Genomic DNA, 15995 nt, shown 5'->3' on the forward strand with positions numbered 1-15995 from the left:
AAAGAGTAGGCGGTGTCGCGGACAACAACCCAAACGGCACGGTTTCCGCCGGATCGGCCCCCGGCGGCGGGCGGGTGTCCGTGCGGAGGGGAGCGGCGCGGAGCGGAGGGGAGCCGCCGCGCGATCGGGGGCTGTTCTACGCTCACCGCATGGCTTCCATGATCACACCTCTGATCGACCTGAACGCCGACCTGGGCGAGGGCTTCGGACGCTGGACGCTCACGGACGACGCGGCCCTGCTGTCGGTGGTCACGAGCGCCAACGTGGCCTGCGGCTTCCACGCGGGCGATCCGTCGATCATGCGCCGGGTCTGCGAGCTGGCCGCCGAGCGGGGCGTACGGATCGGCGCACAGGTCTCGTACCGGGACCTGGCGGGCTTCGGGCGGCGGTCGATGGACGTGCCGGCCGGGGAGCTGGCGGCGGAGGTGGCCTACCAGATCGGGGCGCTGGAGGTGTTCGCGCGGGCGGCCGGGTCCCGGGTGTCGTACGTGAAGCCGCACGGTGCGCTCTACAACCGCACGGTGCACGACGCCGAGCAGGCCGCCGCCGTGGTCGCCGGGGTCCGGCTGGCCTCCGGGGAGGCCGGGCTGCCGGTGCTGGGCCTGCCCGGTTCGCTGCTGCTGGCGGCTGCCGGGGAGGCGGGGCTGGAGGCCGTGCCGGAGGCCTTCGCCGACCGGGCGTACACCCCGCTCGGGACGCTGGTCCCGCGCGGCGAGCCGGGGGCGGTGCTGCACGATCCGGACGCGGTGGTCGGGCGGGCCGTGCGGATGGCCGCCGAGCGGACCGTGACGGCCTCGGACGGGTCCCCGGTGGCGGTGCCGGCGCGTTCGCTGTGCCTGCACGGGGACACCCCGGGGGCGGCGGGGCTGGCCCGGCGGGTGCGGGAGGCGCTGGAGGGGGCCGGGGTGCGGGTGGAGGCCTTCGCGTGAGGGCGCTGGTCGTGGGGCGGGAGGCCCTGCTGGTCGAGGTGGACTCCGCCGGGGAGGTGGCCGCGCTCCACGCCGAGCTGCTGCGCCGGCGGGACGCGGGCGAGCTGGGCGGCGTACGGGAGGTCGTGCCGGCCGCGCGGACCGTGCTGCTGGACGGGGTGCAGGAGCCCGCGGCGCTGGCCGCGCGGATCGGGCGCTGGGAGGTGCCGCCGCTGACGGAGGCGGACGGGCCGCTGGTGACCGTGCCGGTGCGGTACGACGGGCCGGACCTGGCGGAGGTGGCCGGCGCGTGGGGCGTCGCCGAGCGGGAGGTCGCTGGGATCGTCGGGGGGATCGTCTTCCGGGTGGCCTTCTGCGGGTTCGCGCCCGGCTTCGGCTACCTCACCGGGCTCCCGGAACACCTGTGGCTGCCCCGGCGGGCGACGCCCCGTACGGCGGTCCCGGCGGGCTCGCTGGCGCTGGCCGGGGAGTACGCGGGGGTGTACCCGCGCCCCTCCCCCGGCGGCTGGCAGCTGGTCGGCTCCACCGACGCGGTGCTGTGGGACCCCGCGCGGGAGCCGGCGGCGCTGTTCGCTCCCGGGGTGCGGGTGCGGTTCGAGGAGGCGGGGGCGGCGTGAGCGGGCTGCTGGTACTGCGGGCGGGCGCGCTGACCACCGTCCAGGACCTGGGGCGCCCCGGGTACGCGCACCTCGGCGTGCCCCGCTCGGGGGCGCTGGACACGGGGGCGTACGCCCTGGCCAACCGCCTCGTCGGCAACCCGGCGGGGGCCGCCGCCCTGGAGACCACCCTGGACGGGGTGCGGCTGCGCGCACTGGCCCCGGTGACGGTGGCCGTGACGGGCGCTCCCTGTGCGGTACGCGTCTGCGGGCGCCCGGCGGCCTGGGGTGCGCCGGTGTGGCTGCGCGCGGGGGCGGAGCTGGACGTGGGCCGGGCGGAGTCCGGGCTGCGCGGCTACGTCGCGGTGCGGGGAGGCCTGGCTGCGCCGGCGGTGCTGGGCAGCCGCGCGACGGACCTGCTGTCGGGGCTCGGCCCGCCGGTGCTGTCGGCGGGGTCGGTGCTGCCGGTGGGCCCGCCGGGGCCGGATCCGGTGCCGGCCGCCGATGCGGTGGCCCCTGCGGGGATGCCGTCGGCCGAGCTGGTGCTGCCCCTGCGGCTCGGGCCGCGGGCCGACTGGTTCACGGAGGCTTCGCTGGCCGCGCTGGCGTCCTCGGCGTACCGGGTGTCCCCGGCGTCGAACCGGATCGGCCTGCGCACGGAAGGGGGTCCGGCGCTGGCCCGCGCGCGGGGCGGGGAGCTGCCGAGCGAGGGGATGGTGCTGGGGGCGGTGCAGGTCCCGCCGGACGGGCTGCCGGTGGTCTTCCTGGCCGACCATCCGGTGACGGGTGGCTACCCGGTGGTCGGCGTGGTCCCGGCGGGGCCCGCCCTCGACGCCGCCGCGCAGGCCCGCCCGGGCCTCCGGCTCCGCTTCGTCCCCTCCTGACGCGCCGCTCGCGCGGCCCGGCCGCGGGCGGCCACGCCTTCTTCACGCCCCACTCGCGCGGCCCGGCCGCGGGCGGCCACGCCTTCTTCACGCCCCACTCGCGCGGCCCGGCCGCGGGCGGCCACGCCCTCTTCACGCCCCACTCGCGCGGCCCGGCCGCGGGCGGCCTCCCCGGCTTCGCGCCGCTGGCGCCGGCCTCCGGCCGTCGGCCTGCCGGGCGGGGCCACGGGCGTGGCAGGGGGCGGTCGGTCGTCTGCGGGTGGGTGGGCCGCTGCGCGGGGCGAGGTCCCCTACCCGCCCTTCCACCGTTCCCCGGGGCTCCGCCCCTGACCCGCGCCTCAAACGCCGGCGGGGCTGGAGTGCCCCGCCGGCGTTTTGAGGCGCAGGGGGCACCTCCCGGCGGTAGCCGGGGGAGGGTCTGGGGGCGGAGCCCCCAGGGGTCCGGGGCGCAGCCCTGGGGAACGGTGGAAGGGCGGGGAGGGGCAGGCCCGCGCAGCGGCAGACCACCCGCACCCGGCACCCGGCACCCGGCACCCGGCACCCGGCACCCGGCGGGACAGCACACCGCCCGGGCGGCGGCTGCCGACAGGACGGCCGGGGCGCCCGCGCCCACCGGGGCCGGGGGCGGAGGACGCCGCCATCGGGGCCGGCCGGGTGGCGGAGGGCCCCGCCACCGGGGCCGGGGGCGGAGGACGCCGCCATCGGGGCCGGCCGGGTGGCGGAGGGCCCCCGCCCCCTCGCCCTCGGGGCCCGGGGCAGCGCCTCCCGGGGCTACACCGCGGATTCCGGGGTGATGCGGCTGCGGACGGCCGACTGGACGTCCTCCTCCTCCGCCGGGTCGGCCGCCAGGCGGCGCAGGCGGGGGGCGACCCGGGCGTCGGCGGTCTCCGCGTGGCGGGCCGCGACCTCGCGCGTGGTCTCCTCGCAGTCCCAGAGGCATTCGACGGCGAAGCCCGCCGCGAAGGTGGGGTCGGTGGCGGCCAGCGCGCGGGCCGCGCGGCCGCGCAGGTGGGAGGAGGCCGTCTCGCGGTAGACGTGGCGCAGCACCGGGGCCGCGCAGCTGATGGAGAGCCGGCCCGCTCCGTCGACCAGGGCGAAGAGGCGGGTGGTGTCGGGGCCCGAGCCCCGGACGGTGTTGCGGAGGGCGCCGAGGACCAGCGCGGCGTCATCGACGCCGCCGCCGGCCGCCAGGAGGGCCGCGGCGGCCGCTCCGAGCGCGTCGGGGCGGTGGACCCAGAGCCGGGCCCGGTCGAGGGCGGCGGGGCCGCACATGCGCTCGTAGGCGGCCACGGCGGGCTCGTCCCCGGCGGCTTCGATGAGGTCCAGTACGGCCGGGTTCTCCGGCTCGGCGAGGACCAGGTGGTGCAGGGCGGTGGCCCGGGCGGCCTCGCCGGAGGCTCCGGCGGCGGCCGCGAGGACGGCGGGCCGGTCCTCGGGCGAGGCCACGGCGGCGAGGCAGCGCGCGGCGGGCACGTGCAGGGGGGTGCCCCGGCGCAGCCCGTCGGCGGCCCAGTCGAAGACGGCCTGGACGCCCCAGCCGGGGCGGGGGCCGCCGGGGGTCATCTGGCGCTGCCAGCGGTCGAAGGAGCCCTGCTGGCGGGCGGCGCGCAGGCGTTCCGCGTAGGCGGGCAGCTCCTCCCACAGGGACCACGGGCGGGGCTCGTAGGCGTCGCGGACGGCGGCGGCCAGCCGCGCCTCGCCCTCGGCGGTTGCGGGGAACCGGGCGAGGACGGGTGCGGCGAGGGAGCGCAGGCCGGCGTCGTCGTCGCGCAGGGCGAGCTCGTCGAGGGCCCAGGCCCAGTTGGCGCCGGAGGCGGCGTAGCGGCGCAGCAGCATGAGGGCGTCGTCGCGGCCGTACGAGGCCAGGTGCCCGAGGACGGACAGGGCGAGGCCGGTCCGGTGGTCCTCTTCGTCGAAGAGGTCGTCGGCGCCGAAGAGGTGGGCCTCGATCTCGCCGAGGGGGCCGTCGAGGTCCAGGTACAGGCGCGCGTAGTACAGGGAGCGGTTCTCGACCTGCCAGTCCTGGCGCGGGTCGCGCAGCACGCACTGGTTGAGTGCCGCGAGGGCCTCGGACCTGGGTGCGGCGAGGGCGTGCAGCGTGCCGTCGCCACGGCCCCGCTGGAGGAGCCCGAGCAGGGTACCGCTCGGCGCTATGACTGGTTCGAACATGGGAATGGCCTCAAATCAAGCTGGGGACGCGACCGGGAATCGGGATTCACAGGGCCGCGTAACAGCATGTGAGGACGTCCGCCGTCTGGTTCCGCTCGATGTAGACCATTGCCTTCTCACTCTCGTCGGTGCTTCGCGACCACGGCGGCCGGTGCGGCAGGGGTGGGTGTGGACACCCGTCGTGTCCAGCCCGCTCCTGCCCGTCCGTCATGTCCGCGAATCGAATCCGACGCCATGATGACCCAGGCGGTTTGTGCGCCGCGACCACATTTAAGGGCGCCGTGACCAAGCCGTGAGGTGGCGGGGCCGTCCGGGCCGGGCCACGCCCGGAAAAAAGCGGACTACTTGGCTCCGAAGAGTTCCAGCAGGTCGGCCTTGTTGAACATGCGGGCCGTGTCCACGGCGGAGGGGGTGCCCGCGTCGGGGTCGGCCCCGCTGGCGAGCAGCGCGCGGATGACGGCCTCCTCGCCCTTGAAGACGGCTCCGGCGAGGGGGGTCTGGCCGCGGTCGTTGGCGCGGTCCGCCTCGGCTCCGCGCTCCAGCAGGACCGTGACGGTGTCGGCGTGGCCGTGGTAGGCGGCGAGCATGACGAGGGTGTCGCCGCGGTCGTTGGTGAGGTTGGCCGGAACCCCGGCGTCCAGGTAGGCGGCCAGCGTCGCGGCCTCACCCTGACGGGCGAGGTCGAAGATCTTGCCGGCCAGTTCGACGACGTCCTCGTCGGGGGCGTCCTGGTGCTCGCTCATCGGTCGTACCGCCTTTCGGTCTCTGGCATGTCGGCTTGCCGCTCTCCGGAAGGAGTTTCCCCAGGCCGGGAGGGCAGGACGGCGCACGGCACTGCGTCCGTACGGGTGAATCGCCAGGGTAGCGCCCGTCCGGGGACATGACGGGGCCGGTCCGAGGCAAGGATGCCTGGCGGCGGTGCCCCCACACCGCGGGTGCCGGCCGCGCCAGTCAGGCGCGTCCGGTCAAGTGAAAAAACCCAGGATTCACCCGTATGCACCTTTTATCGCATTGATACTTCCTGTGAGCCTGGAACAACTGATGGTGACCGTACCCACCCACCAGGAGCCTCGACTCATCAGGAGAACGTCACATGGTCCTGTCCATCTCAGGTGTCGTCCTGCTCGGCATCATCTGCTTCCTGTTCTTCAAGAAGGACGGGATGAAGCTGACGCACGCCTTCGTCTGCGCGCTGTTCGGATTCTTCCTCGCCGGCTCCGCCATCGCCCCGAGCATCACGGCCAGCACGGCCAGCCTCGCGAGCCTCCTCGGCGGGATCAAGCTCTAGCCCGCCAGGGCTCCAGGCCCGCACGGGTGCCGGCCCCGCCGGGGCTCCGGCCCCGCACGGGCCGTACACGATCAGGCCCGCGGCCTCGGCCGCCTGGGTACCGCCCAGCCCCACAGCGCCCGGGCCCTGACGCCACAGTCCCGCACCACCACGACTCCAGGAGACGACCGTGGCCCGGCGCCCACTCCCCCGCATCCTCAGCAGCGGCAGCGCGTCGCTCACCCGGGGGCGCGACATCGCCCGCACGGCTGCCGACAGCGCCACCGACGTGCTCCACCCGCTCATCGTCATCGGACGCGGCCTGCGCGTCCTGGCCTCCGCCGGGCGGCGCAGATGGGCGGCGACCCCGAAGGACAAGCGCGGTCCGGCGCTGTTCCTCGGGGCCGCCTGCGTCCTCGTGGTCGCGATCGTCCCCTACGGCCCCCTCGGCGCCTTGATCAGCCTCATGGCGGCCGCGGCCTGGCACGGGCGCGACCGCTCCCCGGCCGACTCCGGGCCCGGCGACGCCGGGGCCGAGCGGCTGCGCTCGCTGTACGAGGCGCTGGTGCCGTACTTCTCCGCCCCGGAGGACCCCAGCCCGCTCTTCGCCCACGGCGGGGCCTGGGAGGAGGCCTTCAGCGGGTACGAGTTCGACGCCGCGGGCCGGGTGAGCCGGCTCCAGATCCGCTACCCGGCCTACTTCACCGACGGCGAGACCGCCTCACGGGCCCGGATCGAGGCCCTGCTGCACGCCAAGGCCGGGCGCGGCCGGGAGTACCTCTTCGACTGGGACGAGGAAGCCAACCGGCTCGACCTGCGGGTGCTGGCGGCGCTGCCCACGGACATCGCCGCCCAGCCCTTCGTGACCTCGCCGGGCGAGACCGTCCTCGGCTTCACCGACCCCGGGGGCGTGCGGCGCACCGTGCCCGTACTGGAGGGGGAGGAGCCGGCCGACGTGCCGCCGGTGATCTGGCGGACCGGCCCCCGCTCCGCCGAACCGCACCTGCTCGCCGTCGGCCAGCCCGGCAGCGGCACCTCCACCCTGCTGCGCTCGATCGCCCTCCAGGCCCTGGGGCAGGGCGGCGACGTGATGATCGTCGAGGGCGGCGGCAGCGGCGAGTACGCCTGCCTGGCCGGCCGGGCCGGCGTCCTCGCCGTCGAATGCGGCCCCACCGGGGCGCTGGCCTCCGTCGAGTGGGCGGCGCACGAGACCGAGCGGCGGCTGATCGCGACGCACCTGGCGCGCGAGGCCGGCCGTGCCGCGCCCGAGGACTCCCGGCGCCCGCTGTGGATCCTGCTGGACCGGCCCAGCGTGCTCGCGCACCTGGCCGCCGCCGAGGGCCGCCCCGATCCGCTCGCCCAGCTCCAGGTGCCGCTGCGGCACGGGCGCGCCGCGCACGTCACGGTGGTCGTCGCGGAGCACTTCGACCACCTGGAGCTGCTGAACGACGCCGTCTGGCAGCACACCCGCGCCCGGGTGGTGCTCGGGCCGGCCCCGGTCCAGCAGGTCGCGGACGTGCTGGGGCTGCCGCCGCACACCACTCCGCCCCCGCAGCTGCCGCCGGGCCGCGGGTACGCGCGGCTCGGCACCGGGCCCGTGCACCGCCTCCAGGTGCCGGCCACGCCGGACCCGTACGACGACGCTGCGCACCCCGCCCACCGGCAGGCGGTGCTGGAGCTGCTGCCGGAGCGGCAGGCGCCGGGCCGGGGCGGCGAGGGTCCGCCGGCCCCGTGCAGGCCGCTCCAGGTCCAGCCGCAGCCCTCCCCGATCGACGCCGCGGAGATCCCGGAGGTCCCGGCGGAGGCGCAGTAGGGAGCTACGCGACGAAGGTGCGCGGGGGCTCCGACCCGCTGCCGCCCGCTCCCGTGCCGACCAGGCGGGCCGCCGCGGCCAGGCGGGCCGCGGCCTCCTCCGCCACCGGCCCGCCCACCGTGAACGGCAGCCGGACGTAGCCCTCGAAGGCCCCGTCGACGCCGAACCGGGGGCCCGAGGGGACGCGGACGCCGACCCGCTCCCCCACCTCGGCCAGCCGCGACCCGGACAGGCCGCCCGCGCGGGCCCAGAGCGTGAGCCCGCCGCTCGGCACCTCGTACTCCCAGTCCGGCAGCTCCCGGCGCACCGCCGCGACGAGCGCGTCCCGGTTCTCCCGGGCCTGGGCGCGGCGCATCCCGACGGCCTCGGCCCAGCCGCCGGTGCGCATCAGCCAGTTCACCGCGAGCTGTTCCAGCACCGGGGTGCCGAGGTCCGCGTACGCGCGTGCGGCGACCAGGCTGCGGATGACGTCGGGGGCCGCCCGGACCCAGCCGATGCGCATGCCCGCCCAGAAGGCCTTGCTGGCGGAACCGACGGTGACCACCGTGGAGCCGGCCGGGTCGAAGGAGCAGACCGGGCGGGGCATGGCGAGGTCCGGGTCCAGCCGGAGTTCGGCCATGGTCTCGTCGGCGATCAGCACCGTCCCGGCGGAGCGGGCCGCCTCGACCATCGCCCGGCGCTTGTCCTCCGAGGCCAGGGCCCCGGTCGGGTTGTGGAAGTCAGCGACGACGTAGGCCAGGCGCGGCGCCGAGTCGCGCAGCACCTGCCGCCAGACGTCCATGTCCCAGCCGCTCAGCCCCGTCCCCATCGCCACGGGCACCAGGCGGGCCTCGGCGGCGCGCATCAGCTGGAGGATGTTGGCGTAGGAGGGGGACTCCACGGCGATCCGCTCGCCCCGGCCGGCGAAGAGGCTGCAGATGGCGTCTATGGCGCCCATCGCCCCGGTGGTGACCATGATCTGCTCGGGCATGGTCGGGATGCCCCGCTCGGTGTAGCGGTCGGCGAGCATCCGGCGCAGCGCGGGCAGGCCCGCCGGGTAGTCCCCGTGGGTGTGCGCGTAGGGCGGGAGCTCCTCCAGGGCGCCCTGGACGGCCTTGGTCAGCCAGGGCTCGGGGGCCGGGAGGGCGGCGCAGCCGAGGTCGATCATCGAGCCGAGGGATTCGGGGGGCAGCGGTTCCAGGCCGCGGGCCGGCAGCGGGTTCCCGGCCGGTACGGAGGTCCAGCTGCCCGCGCCCCGGCGGGATTCGAGGAAGCCCTCGCCGCGCAGGGCCTCGTACGCGGCGGCGACGGTGGTGCGGCTCAGCGACAGGGCGACGGCGAGCTCCCGCTCGGCGGGCAGCCTGGCGGCGACGGGGACCCGGCCCTCCAGGACGAGCAGCCGGATGCCGTCGGCCAGGGTGCGGTACGCGGGCGGCTTGCGGGCGCCGGGCGGCGCGGGCCGGTCCTGCTGGGAGCCGATGAGCCGGGCGAGCTGCGCGGCACCGACCGCTGAGGTCCACTGGGCCATGGTGTCCGGTCCACCTTCGTCGGATTGGCCTCGGGGCACGGGCCCCGGGGCCGGTATTGGATTGGCCGTGCGGCCCCACACTGTCATGGGCCGGTCCACTGCGGCCAGGGGGGGTGCCGCGCGGACGGCCGGCGGGTCCGGGCGGTTCACCGCGCGGCCGCGCCCCCGCTCCCGTGGCGCTCCCGCCCGGCGGGAGGCATTGGGCATACTGCGGCCGTGACTCACGTACGCCTCCGGCACCCCTACCTGGACCACCCGGCCCCGATCCCCTTCGCCCACCGGGGCGGGGCCGCGGACGGGCTGGAGAACACCGCCGCCGCCTTCCGCAGGGCCGCCGACGCGGGCTACCGGTACTTCGAGACCGATGTGCACGCGACGGCGGACGGGAAGCTGGTGGCCTTCCACGACGCCACGCTGGACCGGGTCACCGACATGAGCGGCAGGATCCGGGAGCTGCCCTGGAGCCGGGTGCGCGGGGCGCGGGTGGCGGGGAGCGAGCCGCTGGCCCTCTTCGAGGACCTGCTGGAGGAGTTCCCCCACGCCCGCTGGAACGTGGACCTCAAGGACGAGTCGGCCCTGCACCCGCTGGTCAACCTGATCGCGCGGGCCGGGGTCTGGGACCGGGTGTGCGTGGGCTCCTTCTCGGAGAGCCGGGTGGCCCGGGCGCAGAAGATCGCGGGGCCGCGGCTGGCGACCTCGTACGGGGTGCGCGGGGTGGTCGGCCTGCGGCTTCGCTCGTTCGCGATCCCGGCGGCCCTGCGCGTCGGCGCGGTGGCGGCCCAGGTCCCGGAGACCCAGGCGGGCATCCGCGTGGTCGACCGGCGGTTCGTACGGACCGCGCACGAGCGGGGACTCCAGGTGCACGTGTGGACCGTGAACGAACCGGAACGCATGGAGGCTCTCCTCGACCTGGGGGTCGATGGCATCATGACCGACCGGATCGACATCTTGCGCACGGTGCTGGACCGGCGCGGCGCCTGGGCCTGACACCGCCCGGCGGCCGCGCGGGCGCCCGCGGCCGTGCGGTACGGGGACCAGCGAGGGGGCTCTCGAATGAGCGCGCAGACAACGGACGGGGCGGAGCCCGGGGCCGAGGACGGCAGACCGTCCGCGGAGGCGGCGGCCGCACGCAGGCGCGAACAGCGCGGCTGGTACTTCTACGACTTCGCCGTGTCCGTGTACTCGGCGAGCGTGCTCACGGTGTTCCTGGGCCCCTACCTGACCTCGGTGGCGAAGGCCGCCGCGGACGCCGAGGGCTACGTGCACCCGCTGGGCGTCCCGGTGCGGGCCGGGTCCTTCTTCGCGTACTCGGTCTCGGCGTCGGTGATCCTCGCCGTGCTGCTCATGCCGCTGGCGGGGGCGGTCGCCGACCGGACCGGCCGCAAGAAGCCGCTGCTGGCCGTGGCGGCGTACACCGGCGCCACGGCGACGGCGGCCATGTTCTTCCTCGGCGGCGAGCGCTACCTGCTGGGCGGGTTCCTGCTGATCGTCGCGAACGCGGCCCTGTCCGTGTCGATGGTGCTCTACAACGCCTACCTGCCGCAGATCTCCACGCCGGACGAGCGGGACGCCGTCTCCTCCCGGGGCTGGGCCTTCGGCTACACGGCGGGCTCGCTGATGCTCGTGGTGAACCTCGCGCTCTACCTGGGCCACGACTCCTTCGGCCTGTCCGAGGGCGAGGCCGTACGCGTCTGCCTGGCCTCGGCGGGCCTGTGGTGGGGGGCGTTCGCGCTGATCCCGCTGCGCCGGCTGCGGGACCGGGCGGTGGTCCGGGAGGCGGGCGGCGCGCCGGCCGTCAGCGGCTGGAAGCAGCTGGTGGCCACCTTCAAGGACATGCGGCGCTACCCGCTGACCCTGTCCTTCCTGCTCGCGTACCTGATCTACAACGACGGCGTGCAGACGGTGATCTCCCAGGCCTCGGTCTACGGCTCCGAGGAACTGGAGCTGGAGCAGTCCACCCTGATCGGCGCGGTGCTGCTGGTCCAGGTGCTGGCGGTGGCGGGCGCGCTGGGGATGGGGCGGCTGGCCCGCACGTACGGGGCGAAGCGGACGATCCTGGGCTCGCTGGCCGCGTGGGCGCTGACGCTCGCGGCCGGGTACTTCCTGCCGGCCCGGACCCCGGTGTGGTTCTTCGCGCTCGCCGCGATGATCGGCCTGGTGCTGGGCGGCAGCCAGGCGCTGTCGCGCTCGCTGTTCTCGCACCTGGTGCCCGCGGGCAAGGAGGCCGAGTACTTCTCGGCGTACGAGATGAGCGACCGGGGGCTGAGCTGGGTGGGGCCGCTGGTCTTCGGCCTGACCTACCAGGTCACGGGCAGCTACCGGGACGCGATCATCTCGTTGGTGGTGTTCTTCGCACTGGGTTTCGTGCTGCTCGCGCGGGTGCCGGTGCGGCGCGCGGTGGAGGCGGCGGGCAATCCTGTTCCGGTACGCCTCTGAAGCGCGGATCCGGGCCCGGGCGGGCCCGGATCCGACCCCTCCGCCACCCGCCGGGATCCGGACTCACGAACGAATCCCGAACGAATTTCGACGTTGCGGCAAAGGGCCGGTAGTGTACGCCTTTGGCCTGCCAGGCGGACCGTTACTGCGCGCATAAGAAGTATAGACGTTGGGTGACATCTGCTGCCAGATGTGACAAAACGGGCACTGGTGGGTACAACAAGGGGCGGCACGACGGGCGACGCATGACCCGGAGCGGGAATCTATACCGCCGACCGGACGTTGACCGGATGACGACGACAGCGACACCTGTCCTGTGGGCGACAAGCCCGGGAGGCACGATTCATGAGTGAGCGAGCTCTCCGCGGTACGCGGCTCGTGGTTACCAGCTACGAGACGGACCGCGGCATCGATCTGGCCCCGCGCCAGGCGGTGGAGTACGCATGCCAGAACGGACATCGATTTGAGATGCCGTTCTCGGTTGAGGCAGAGATTCCGCCGGAGTGGGAGTGCAAGGCGTGCGGCGCCATGGCACTCCTGGTTGACGGGGACGGGCCCGAAGAGAAGAAGGGCAAGCCTGCGCGAACGCACTGGGACATGCTCATGGAGCGGCGCACCCGCGAGGAGCTGGAGGAGGTGCTGGCCGAAAGGCTGGCCGTCCTGCGCTCCGGCGCCATGAACATTGCCGTGCATCCGCGCGACAGCCGCAAGTCCGCCTGACCCGCGGGCACGCAGTAGCCGAGGGGCCCCGCCACTGATGTGGCGGGGCCCCTCGGCGTTGTCCGTCTTCCGTCGTCCGTGAGTGCCCGGCAGGGCCCTACGGGGTCAGCGGGGGCCGGTAGCCGGTGTCCGGGCCCTGCCGCTGCTCGGGACGGTCCTCGCGGATCACCTCGCCCTGGACGACCTTGCCGTCGGGGTAGTGGATGCGGGCCTGCGTGAAGGCGTCGCCGAAGCCGCCCGGGGTGCCCGAGGCCATCTTCCGCTCCAGGGTCCGTTCGGCCCGGCGGCCCGCGAAGGCCCGCACGGGCGGCAGCAGCAGGAGCAGTCCGGCCAGGTCGGAGAGCAGCCCCGGCATGATCAGCAGCAGTCCGGCCAGCATCGTCATGGCGTTGCCGGAGCCCTTCTGGGGCTGCGGGGCGGCCGGTATGCCGCCCGCCATCGCCTGCTCCTGGGCCTGCTGGAAGCTGCGGGTGAGGTTCTTGAACGCCCGGCGCCCGGCCCTCTTGATGACCACCACGCCGAGCACCAGCCCGCCGGCGAGCAGCGCCGCGACGGTGAACCCGCCGGCCGCCCCCGCGACCAGGCTGAGCAGCCAGATCTCCAGGATCAGCCAGGCGGCGACCGCCAGGGGGATGAAGGTACGGGCGGGCGAGCGCCGCCGGGGGGCCGTCGGGGTGCCCGTACTCGAAGGGCCAGTGCCGGTCGTCATACCCCCCAGTGTGCCTGGACTCGGATGAAAGCGGGCTCGGCCGGAGGTACCGGGCATCCCCTAGGGGGTCGCCGGGGTTCGGGGCCGGGTCAGCGGCGCTTGCCGGCCAGCTTGGCGGCTCGCTCCTTCAGGCCCCACTGGGTGACCCGCAGCAGGGCCTCGACCACGATGTCCTTGCTCATCTTGCTGTCGCCGAGCTCACGCTCGACGAAGGTGATGGGCACCTCCACGACCCGGAAGCCCTTGCGGACGGCCCGGCGGGCCAGGTCCACCTGGAAGCAGTAGCCGGCCGAGGCGACCTCGTCGAGGCCGAGCCCCTCCAGCGTCTCGCGGCGGAAGGCGCGGTAGCCGCCGGTCACGTCGCGGATCGGGACGTCCAGCATCAGGCGGGAGTACGTGGACCCGCCGCGGGAGAGGAACTCGCGGCTCTTGGGCCAGTTGACGACCCGGCCGCCCGGCACCCAGCGGGAGCCGAGCACCAGGTCCGCGCCGCCCAGCGCGGTGAGCAGCCGGGGCAGCTCCTCCGGCTGGTGGGAGCCGTCGGCGTCCATCTCGACGATGACGCCGTAGCCGTTCTCCAGACCCCAGGCGAAGCCCGCGAGGTAGGCGGCGCCGAGGCCCTCCTTGCCCTTGCGGTGCATGACGTGGACGTGGTCGTCCGAGGCGGCCAGCTCGTCGGCGAGCTTGCCGGTCCCGTCGGGGCTGTTGTCGTCCGCGACCAGGATGTGCGCCTCGGGGACGGCGGCACGGACCCGGCCGGTGATCAGGCCGATGTTCTCGGCCTCGTTGTACGTCGGAATGATCACCAGGGTGGTACCGAGCGGTCCGTAGGTCCGCTGTCCGCCATCGCTCACTGGTTCCCCTTGAGTGTTCTTCGTCCGTCCCGTCACAACAGGATGATTTTAGAACAGTCGGAGACCGGGACCGGCGGTCCTTCGGGCCGGACCGGCTCCCGCTGGCTGCGGGCCGCCGTGACCGTTGTCTACTGGGCCGCCGGGCCCGATCCGGGGCCACCCTCCCCCCGGCGGGCGCCGGGAGCCGTCCCCACCGGCGAAGCCTTCCCTCGCCCCCGAGGCGCGGGCGCGCTGAGCGGACGGAGCCGTCCGGTGGGGACGTCCTGTGGTGGACCCGGCCGAACCTATCCGGGTCGGGCCGCCGGTGCCCCACCGAGGCCCGGTGGATCACCCCTGTGGCCGTACGAATACCTCCCGGCCGCCGACCACCGTCGCCAGGCACACCGGCAGGGCACCGCCGGGGCTCAGGTCGGGGAGGCCCGGCGTGCCGGAACGGGGGTCGGTCGACCAGCGGGCCACCCGGTCGTCGGGGGCCTGGACCACCAGTTCGCCGGTCTGCCAGACCGCGTAGTCGGCCGGGGCGCCGGGCACGAGGGTGCCCGCGTCGTCACGGCCCAGCGCCCGCCAGCCGCCCCTGGTGTGGGCGGCGAAGGCGGCGCGTACGGAGATCCGGTGCTCGGGGGTGCGGTGGAAGGCGGCGGCGCGGACCGTGCCCCAGGGGTCGAGCGGGGTGACGGGCGCGTCCGAGCCGAAGGCCAGCGGGACGCCCGCCTTGAGCATGGCGGCGAAGGGGTTGAGGGTGCGGGCGCGCCCGGCGCCGAGCCGGTCGGCGTACATGCCGTCCTCACCGCCCCAGGCCGCGTCGAAGGCGGGCTGCACGGAGGCGGTGAGGCCGAGCTCCGCGAACGCCGCGATGGTGGCCGGGGTCATCATCTCGGCGTGCTCGACGCGGTGCCGGGCGGCCCGGATCCGGTCCAGGCCGACCTTCGCGGCGGCAGCGCGGACGCCCTCGACCACGGCGGCGACGGCGGCGTCCCCGATGGCGTGGAACCCGGCCTGGAGTCCCGCCTCGGTGCAGGCGGCCACGTGCTCGGCGACCTCGGCCGCGTCCAGGTAGCCCGTACCGGTGTGCGGGGCGTCGGCGTACGGGGCGTGCAGGCAGGCGGTGTGCGATCCGAGGGCGCCGTCCACGAACAGGTCGCCGGCGGCGCCGACCGCGCCGAGCTCCTTGGCCAGGGCGAGGTCCCGGTCCGCCCAGTAGCCGTGGACGCGCGGTCCGGGGTGCTCGGCGGCCAGGGCCAGCAGGCCCGTGAAGTCCTCCGCGGAGGAGATGTCGGGCCCGCCGCACTCGTGGACCGAACCGATGCCGAGGGAGGCCGCCCGGTCCAGGGCCGCCCGCTGCGCCTCGGCGCGCTGGGCGGGGGTGAGTGCGGCGAGGGCCGCGCGGCGGACGGCGTGGTGGTCGTCCTTGGTGAGCGGCACGTCGTCGCCGTGCGGGTGGACGTGGGGGACGAGGTCCAGGAGGGCCGTGGTGACCACCGCGGAGTGGACGTCGATGCGGCTCAGGTAGAGCGGGCGGCCTCCGGTGGCCTCGTCGAGCTCGGAGCGGCGCGGGGCCCGGCGCTCGGGCCAGCGGGCGGCGTCCCAGCCGTGGCCGAGGAGCACCCGGTCGGCGGGCCGCCGGTCGGCGTACGCGCGTACGAGGCCGAGGGCTTCGGTGAGGGAGCGGGCACCGGTCAGGTCGAGGCCGGTGAGGGCGAGGCCGGTGGAGGTGGTGTGGACGTGGGCGTCGGTGAAGGCGGGGGTGACGAGCGCCCCGCCGAGGTCGACGACCTCGTCCACGCCCTGCGCGAAGGCGTCGGCGGCGCCCTCGGAGCCGACCCAGGCCACGTGGCCGCGCTCGACGACCATCGCGGTGGCGAAGGGGTCTGCGGGGCTGTGCACCTCGCCTCCGCGGAGGAGGACGGTACGGGTGGTTCCGGCGGCGGGGGCGGGCGCGGCGGCGGTGCGGTCGGTCATGGGGACCAGTCTCGCCCCTCCGCCGGCCGCGGTTTTCCCCGGGTGGGGTGGGCCGGGGGCTGCGGGGCCGCTGCGCGGGGCTCGTCCCCTGCCCGCCCTTCGCCCGTTCCCCGGGGGCTCCGCCCCCGGACCCCCGCGCCTCAAACGCCGGC

Annotated in this window: 14 protein-coding genes; 8 read left to right on the forward strand and 6 right to left on the reverse strand. The window is 75.6% G+C overall.

Going from position 1 to position 15995, the window contains the following annotated elements:
* Positions 1–149: 149 nt before the first annotated feature.
* The 3 genes from ACZ597_RS20780 to ACZ597_RS20790 are packed head-to-tail and all read left to right on the forward strand — an operon-like array spanning position 150 to position 2409.
* Positions 150–929: a LamB/YcsF family protein gene (locus ACZ597_RS20780; protein ID WP_471332104.1), complete on the forward strand. Its 780-nt coding sequence runs from the start codon at positions 150–152 to the stop codon at positions 927–929.
* On the forward strand, positions 926–1546 hold the full coding sequence (locus ACZ597_RS20785; RefSeq protein ID WP_471332106.1) for a 5-oxoprolinase subunit B family protein: 621 nt from the start codon (positions 926–928) through the stop codon (positions 1544–1546). The genes ACZ597_RS20780 and ACZ597_RS20785 overlap by 4 nt, the downstream gene beginning before the upstream one ends.
* A gap of 5 nt (positions 1547–1551) precedes the next feature.
* Complete coding sequence (locus ACZ597_RS20790; protein ID WP_471332721.1) at positions 1552–2409, forward strand: 5-oxoprolinase subunit C family protein; 858 nt, start codon at positions 1552–1554, stop codon at positions 2407–2409.
* Between the two features lie 771 nt (positions 2410–3180).
* On the opposite strand, the gene ACZ597_RS20795 is transcribed toward ACZ597_RS20790, so the two are convergent.
* Complete coding sequence (locus tag ACZ597_RS20795; protein ID WP_471332109.1) at positions 3181–4578, reverse strand: HEAT repeat domain-containing protein; 1398 nt, start codon at positions 4576–4578, stop codon at positions 3181–3183.
* A gap of 341 nt (positions 4579–4919) precedes the next feature.
* On the reverse strand, positions 4920–5321 hold the full coding sequence (locus ACZ597_RS20800) for an ankyrin repeat domain-containing protein (protein ID WP_471332112.1): 402 nt from the start codon (positions 5319–5321) through the stop codon (positions 4920–4922).
* A gap of 350 nt (positions 5322–5671) precedes the next feature.
* Between ACZ597_RS20800 and ACZ597_RS20805 the strand changes: the two genes are divergently transcribed.
* On the forward strand, positions 5672–5866 hold the full coding sequence (locus tag ACZ597_RS20805; RefSeq protein WP_007262923.1) for a hypothetical protein: 195 nt from the start codon (positions 5672–5674) through the stop codon (positions 5864–5866).
* A gap of 169 nt (positions 5867–6035) precedes the next feature.
* Positions 6036–7658, forward strand: coding sequence for a hypothetical protein (locus ACZ597_RS20810; RefSeq protein WP_471332115.1), 1623 nt, complete (start codon positions 6036–6038; stop codon positions 7656–7658).
* Between the two features lie 4 nt (positions 7659–7662).
* Here the strand turns inward: ACZ597_RS20810 and ACZ597_RS20815 are convergent, their stop codons facing one another.
* A complete protein-coding gene (locus tag ACZ597_RS20815) occupies positions 7663–9165 on the reverse strand; it encodes an SCO1417 family PLP biosynthesis transcription factor (protein ID WP_471332118.1) in 1503 nt (500 codons plus the stop codon).
* Between the two features lie 216 nt (positions 9166–9381).
* Between ACZ597_RS20815 and ACZ597_RS20820 the strand changes: the two genes are divergently transcribed.
* The 3 genes from ACZ597_RS20820 to ACZ597_RS20830 all read left to right on the forward strand — a co-directional run bounded on the left by ACZ597_RS20820 (position 9382) and on the right by ACZ597_RS20830 (position 12321).
* The gene (locus ACZ597_RS20820) at positions 9382–10152 is read left to right on the forward strand and encodes a glycerophosphodiester phosphodiesterase (protein WP_471332121.1); all 771 of its coding nucleotides are present in this window, start codon (positions 9382–9384) and stop codon (positions 10150–10152) included.
* Between the two features lie 66 nt (positions 10153–10218).
* The gene (locus tag ACZ597_RS20825; RefSeq protein ID WP_471332123.1) at positions 10219–11601 is read left to right on the forward strand and encodes an MFS transporter; all 1383 of its coding nucleotides are present in this window, start codon (positions 10219–10221) and stop codon (positions 11599–11601) included.
* 345 nt (positions 11602–11946) lie between these two features.
* The gene (locus ACZ597_RS20830; RefSeq protein ID WP_007262928.1) at positions 11947–12321 is read left to right on the forward strand and encodes an RNA polymerase-binding protein RbpA; all 375 of its coding nucleotides are present in this window, start codon (positions 11947–11949) and stop codon (positions 12319–12321) included.
* A gap of 97 nt (positions 12322–12418) precedes the next feature.
* Here ACZ597_RS20830 and fxsA read toward each other — a convergent pair whose 3' ends face one another.
* From fxsA to ACZ597_RS20845, 3 genes are all read right to left on the reverse strand, one after another.
* Positions 12419–13030 carry an FxsA family membrane protein gene (gene fxsA, locus ACZ597_RS20835; protein ID WP_471332126.1) on the reverse strand — a complete coding sequence of 204 codons (612 nt, stop codon included), beginning with the start codon at positions 13028–13030 and terminating at the stop codon, positions 12419–12421.
* An 89-nt stretch (positions 13031–13119) separates the two neighbouring features.
* Positions 13120–13884 (reverse strand): polyprenol monophosphomannose synthase, encoded by a 765-nt coding sequence (locus ACZ597_RS20840; protein WP_471332128.1) that lies wholly within the window; start codon positions 13882–13884, stop codon positions 13120–13122.
* 327 nt (positions 13885–14211) lie between these two features.
* Positions 14212–15843 (reverse strand): amidohydrolase, encoded by a 1632-nt coding sequence (locus tag ACZ597_RS20845; protein WP_471332131.1) that lies wholly within the window; start codon positions 15841–15843, stop codon positions 14212–14214.
* Between the last annotated feature and the right edge of the window lie 152 nt (positions 15844–15995).

The sequence above is a fragment of the Streptomyces sp. NPDC040718 genome, from assembly GCF_055593565.1.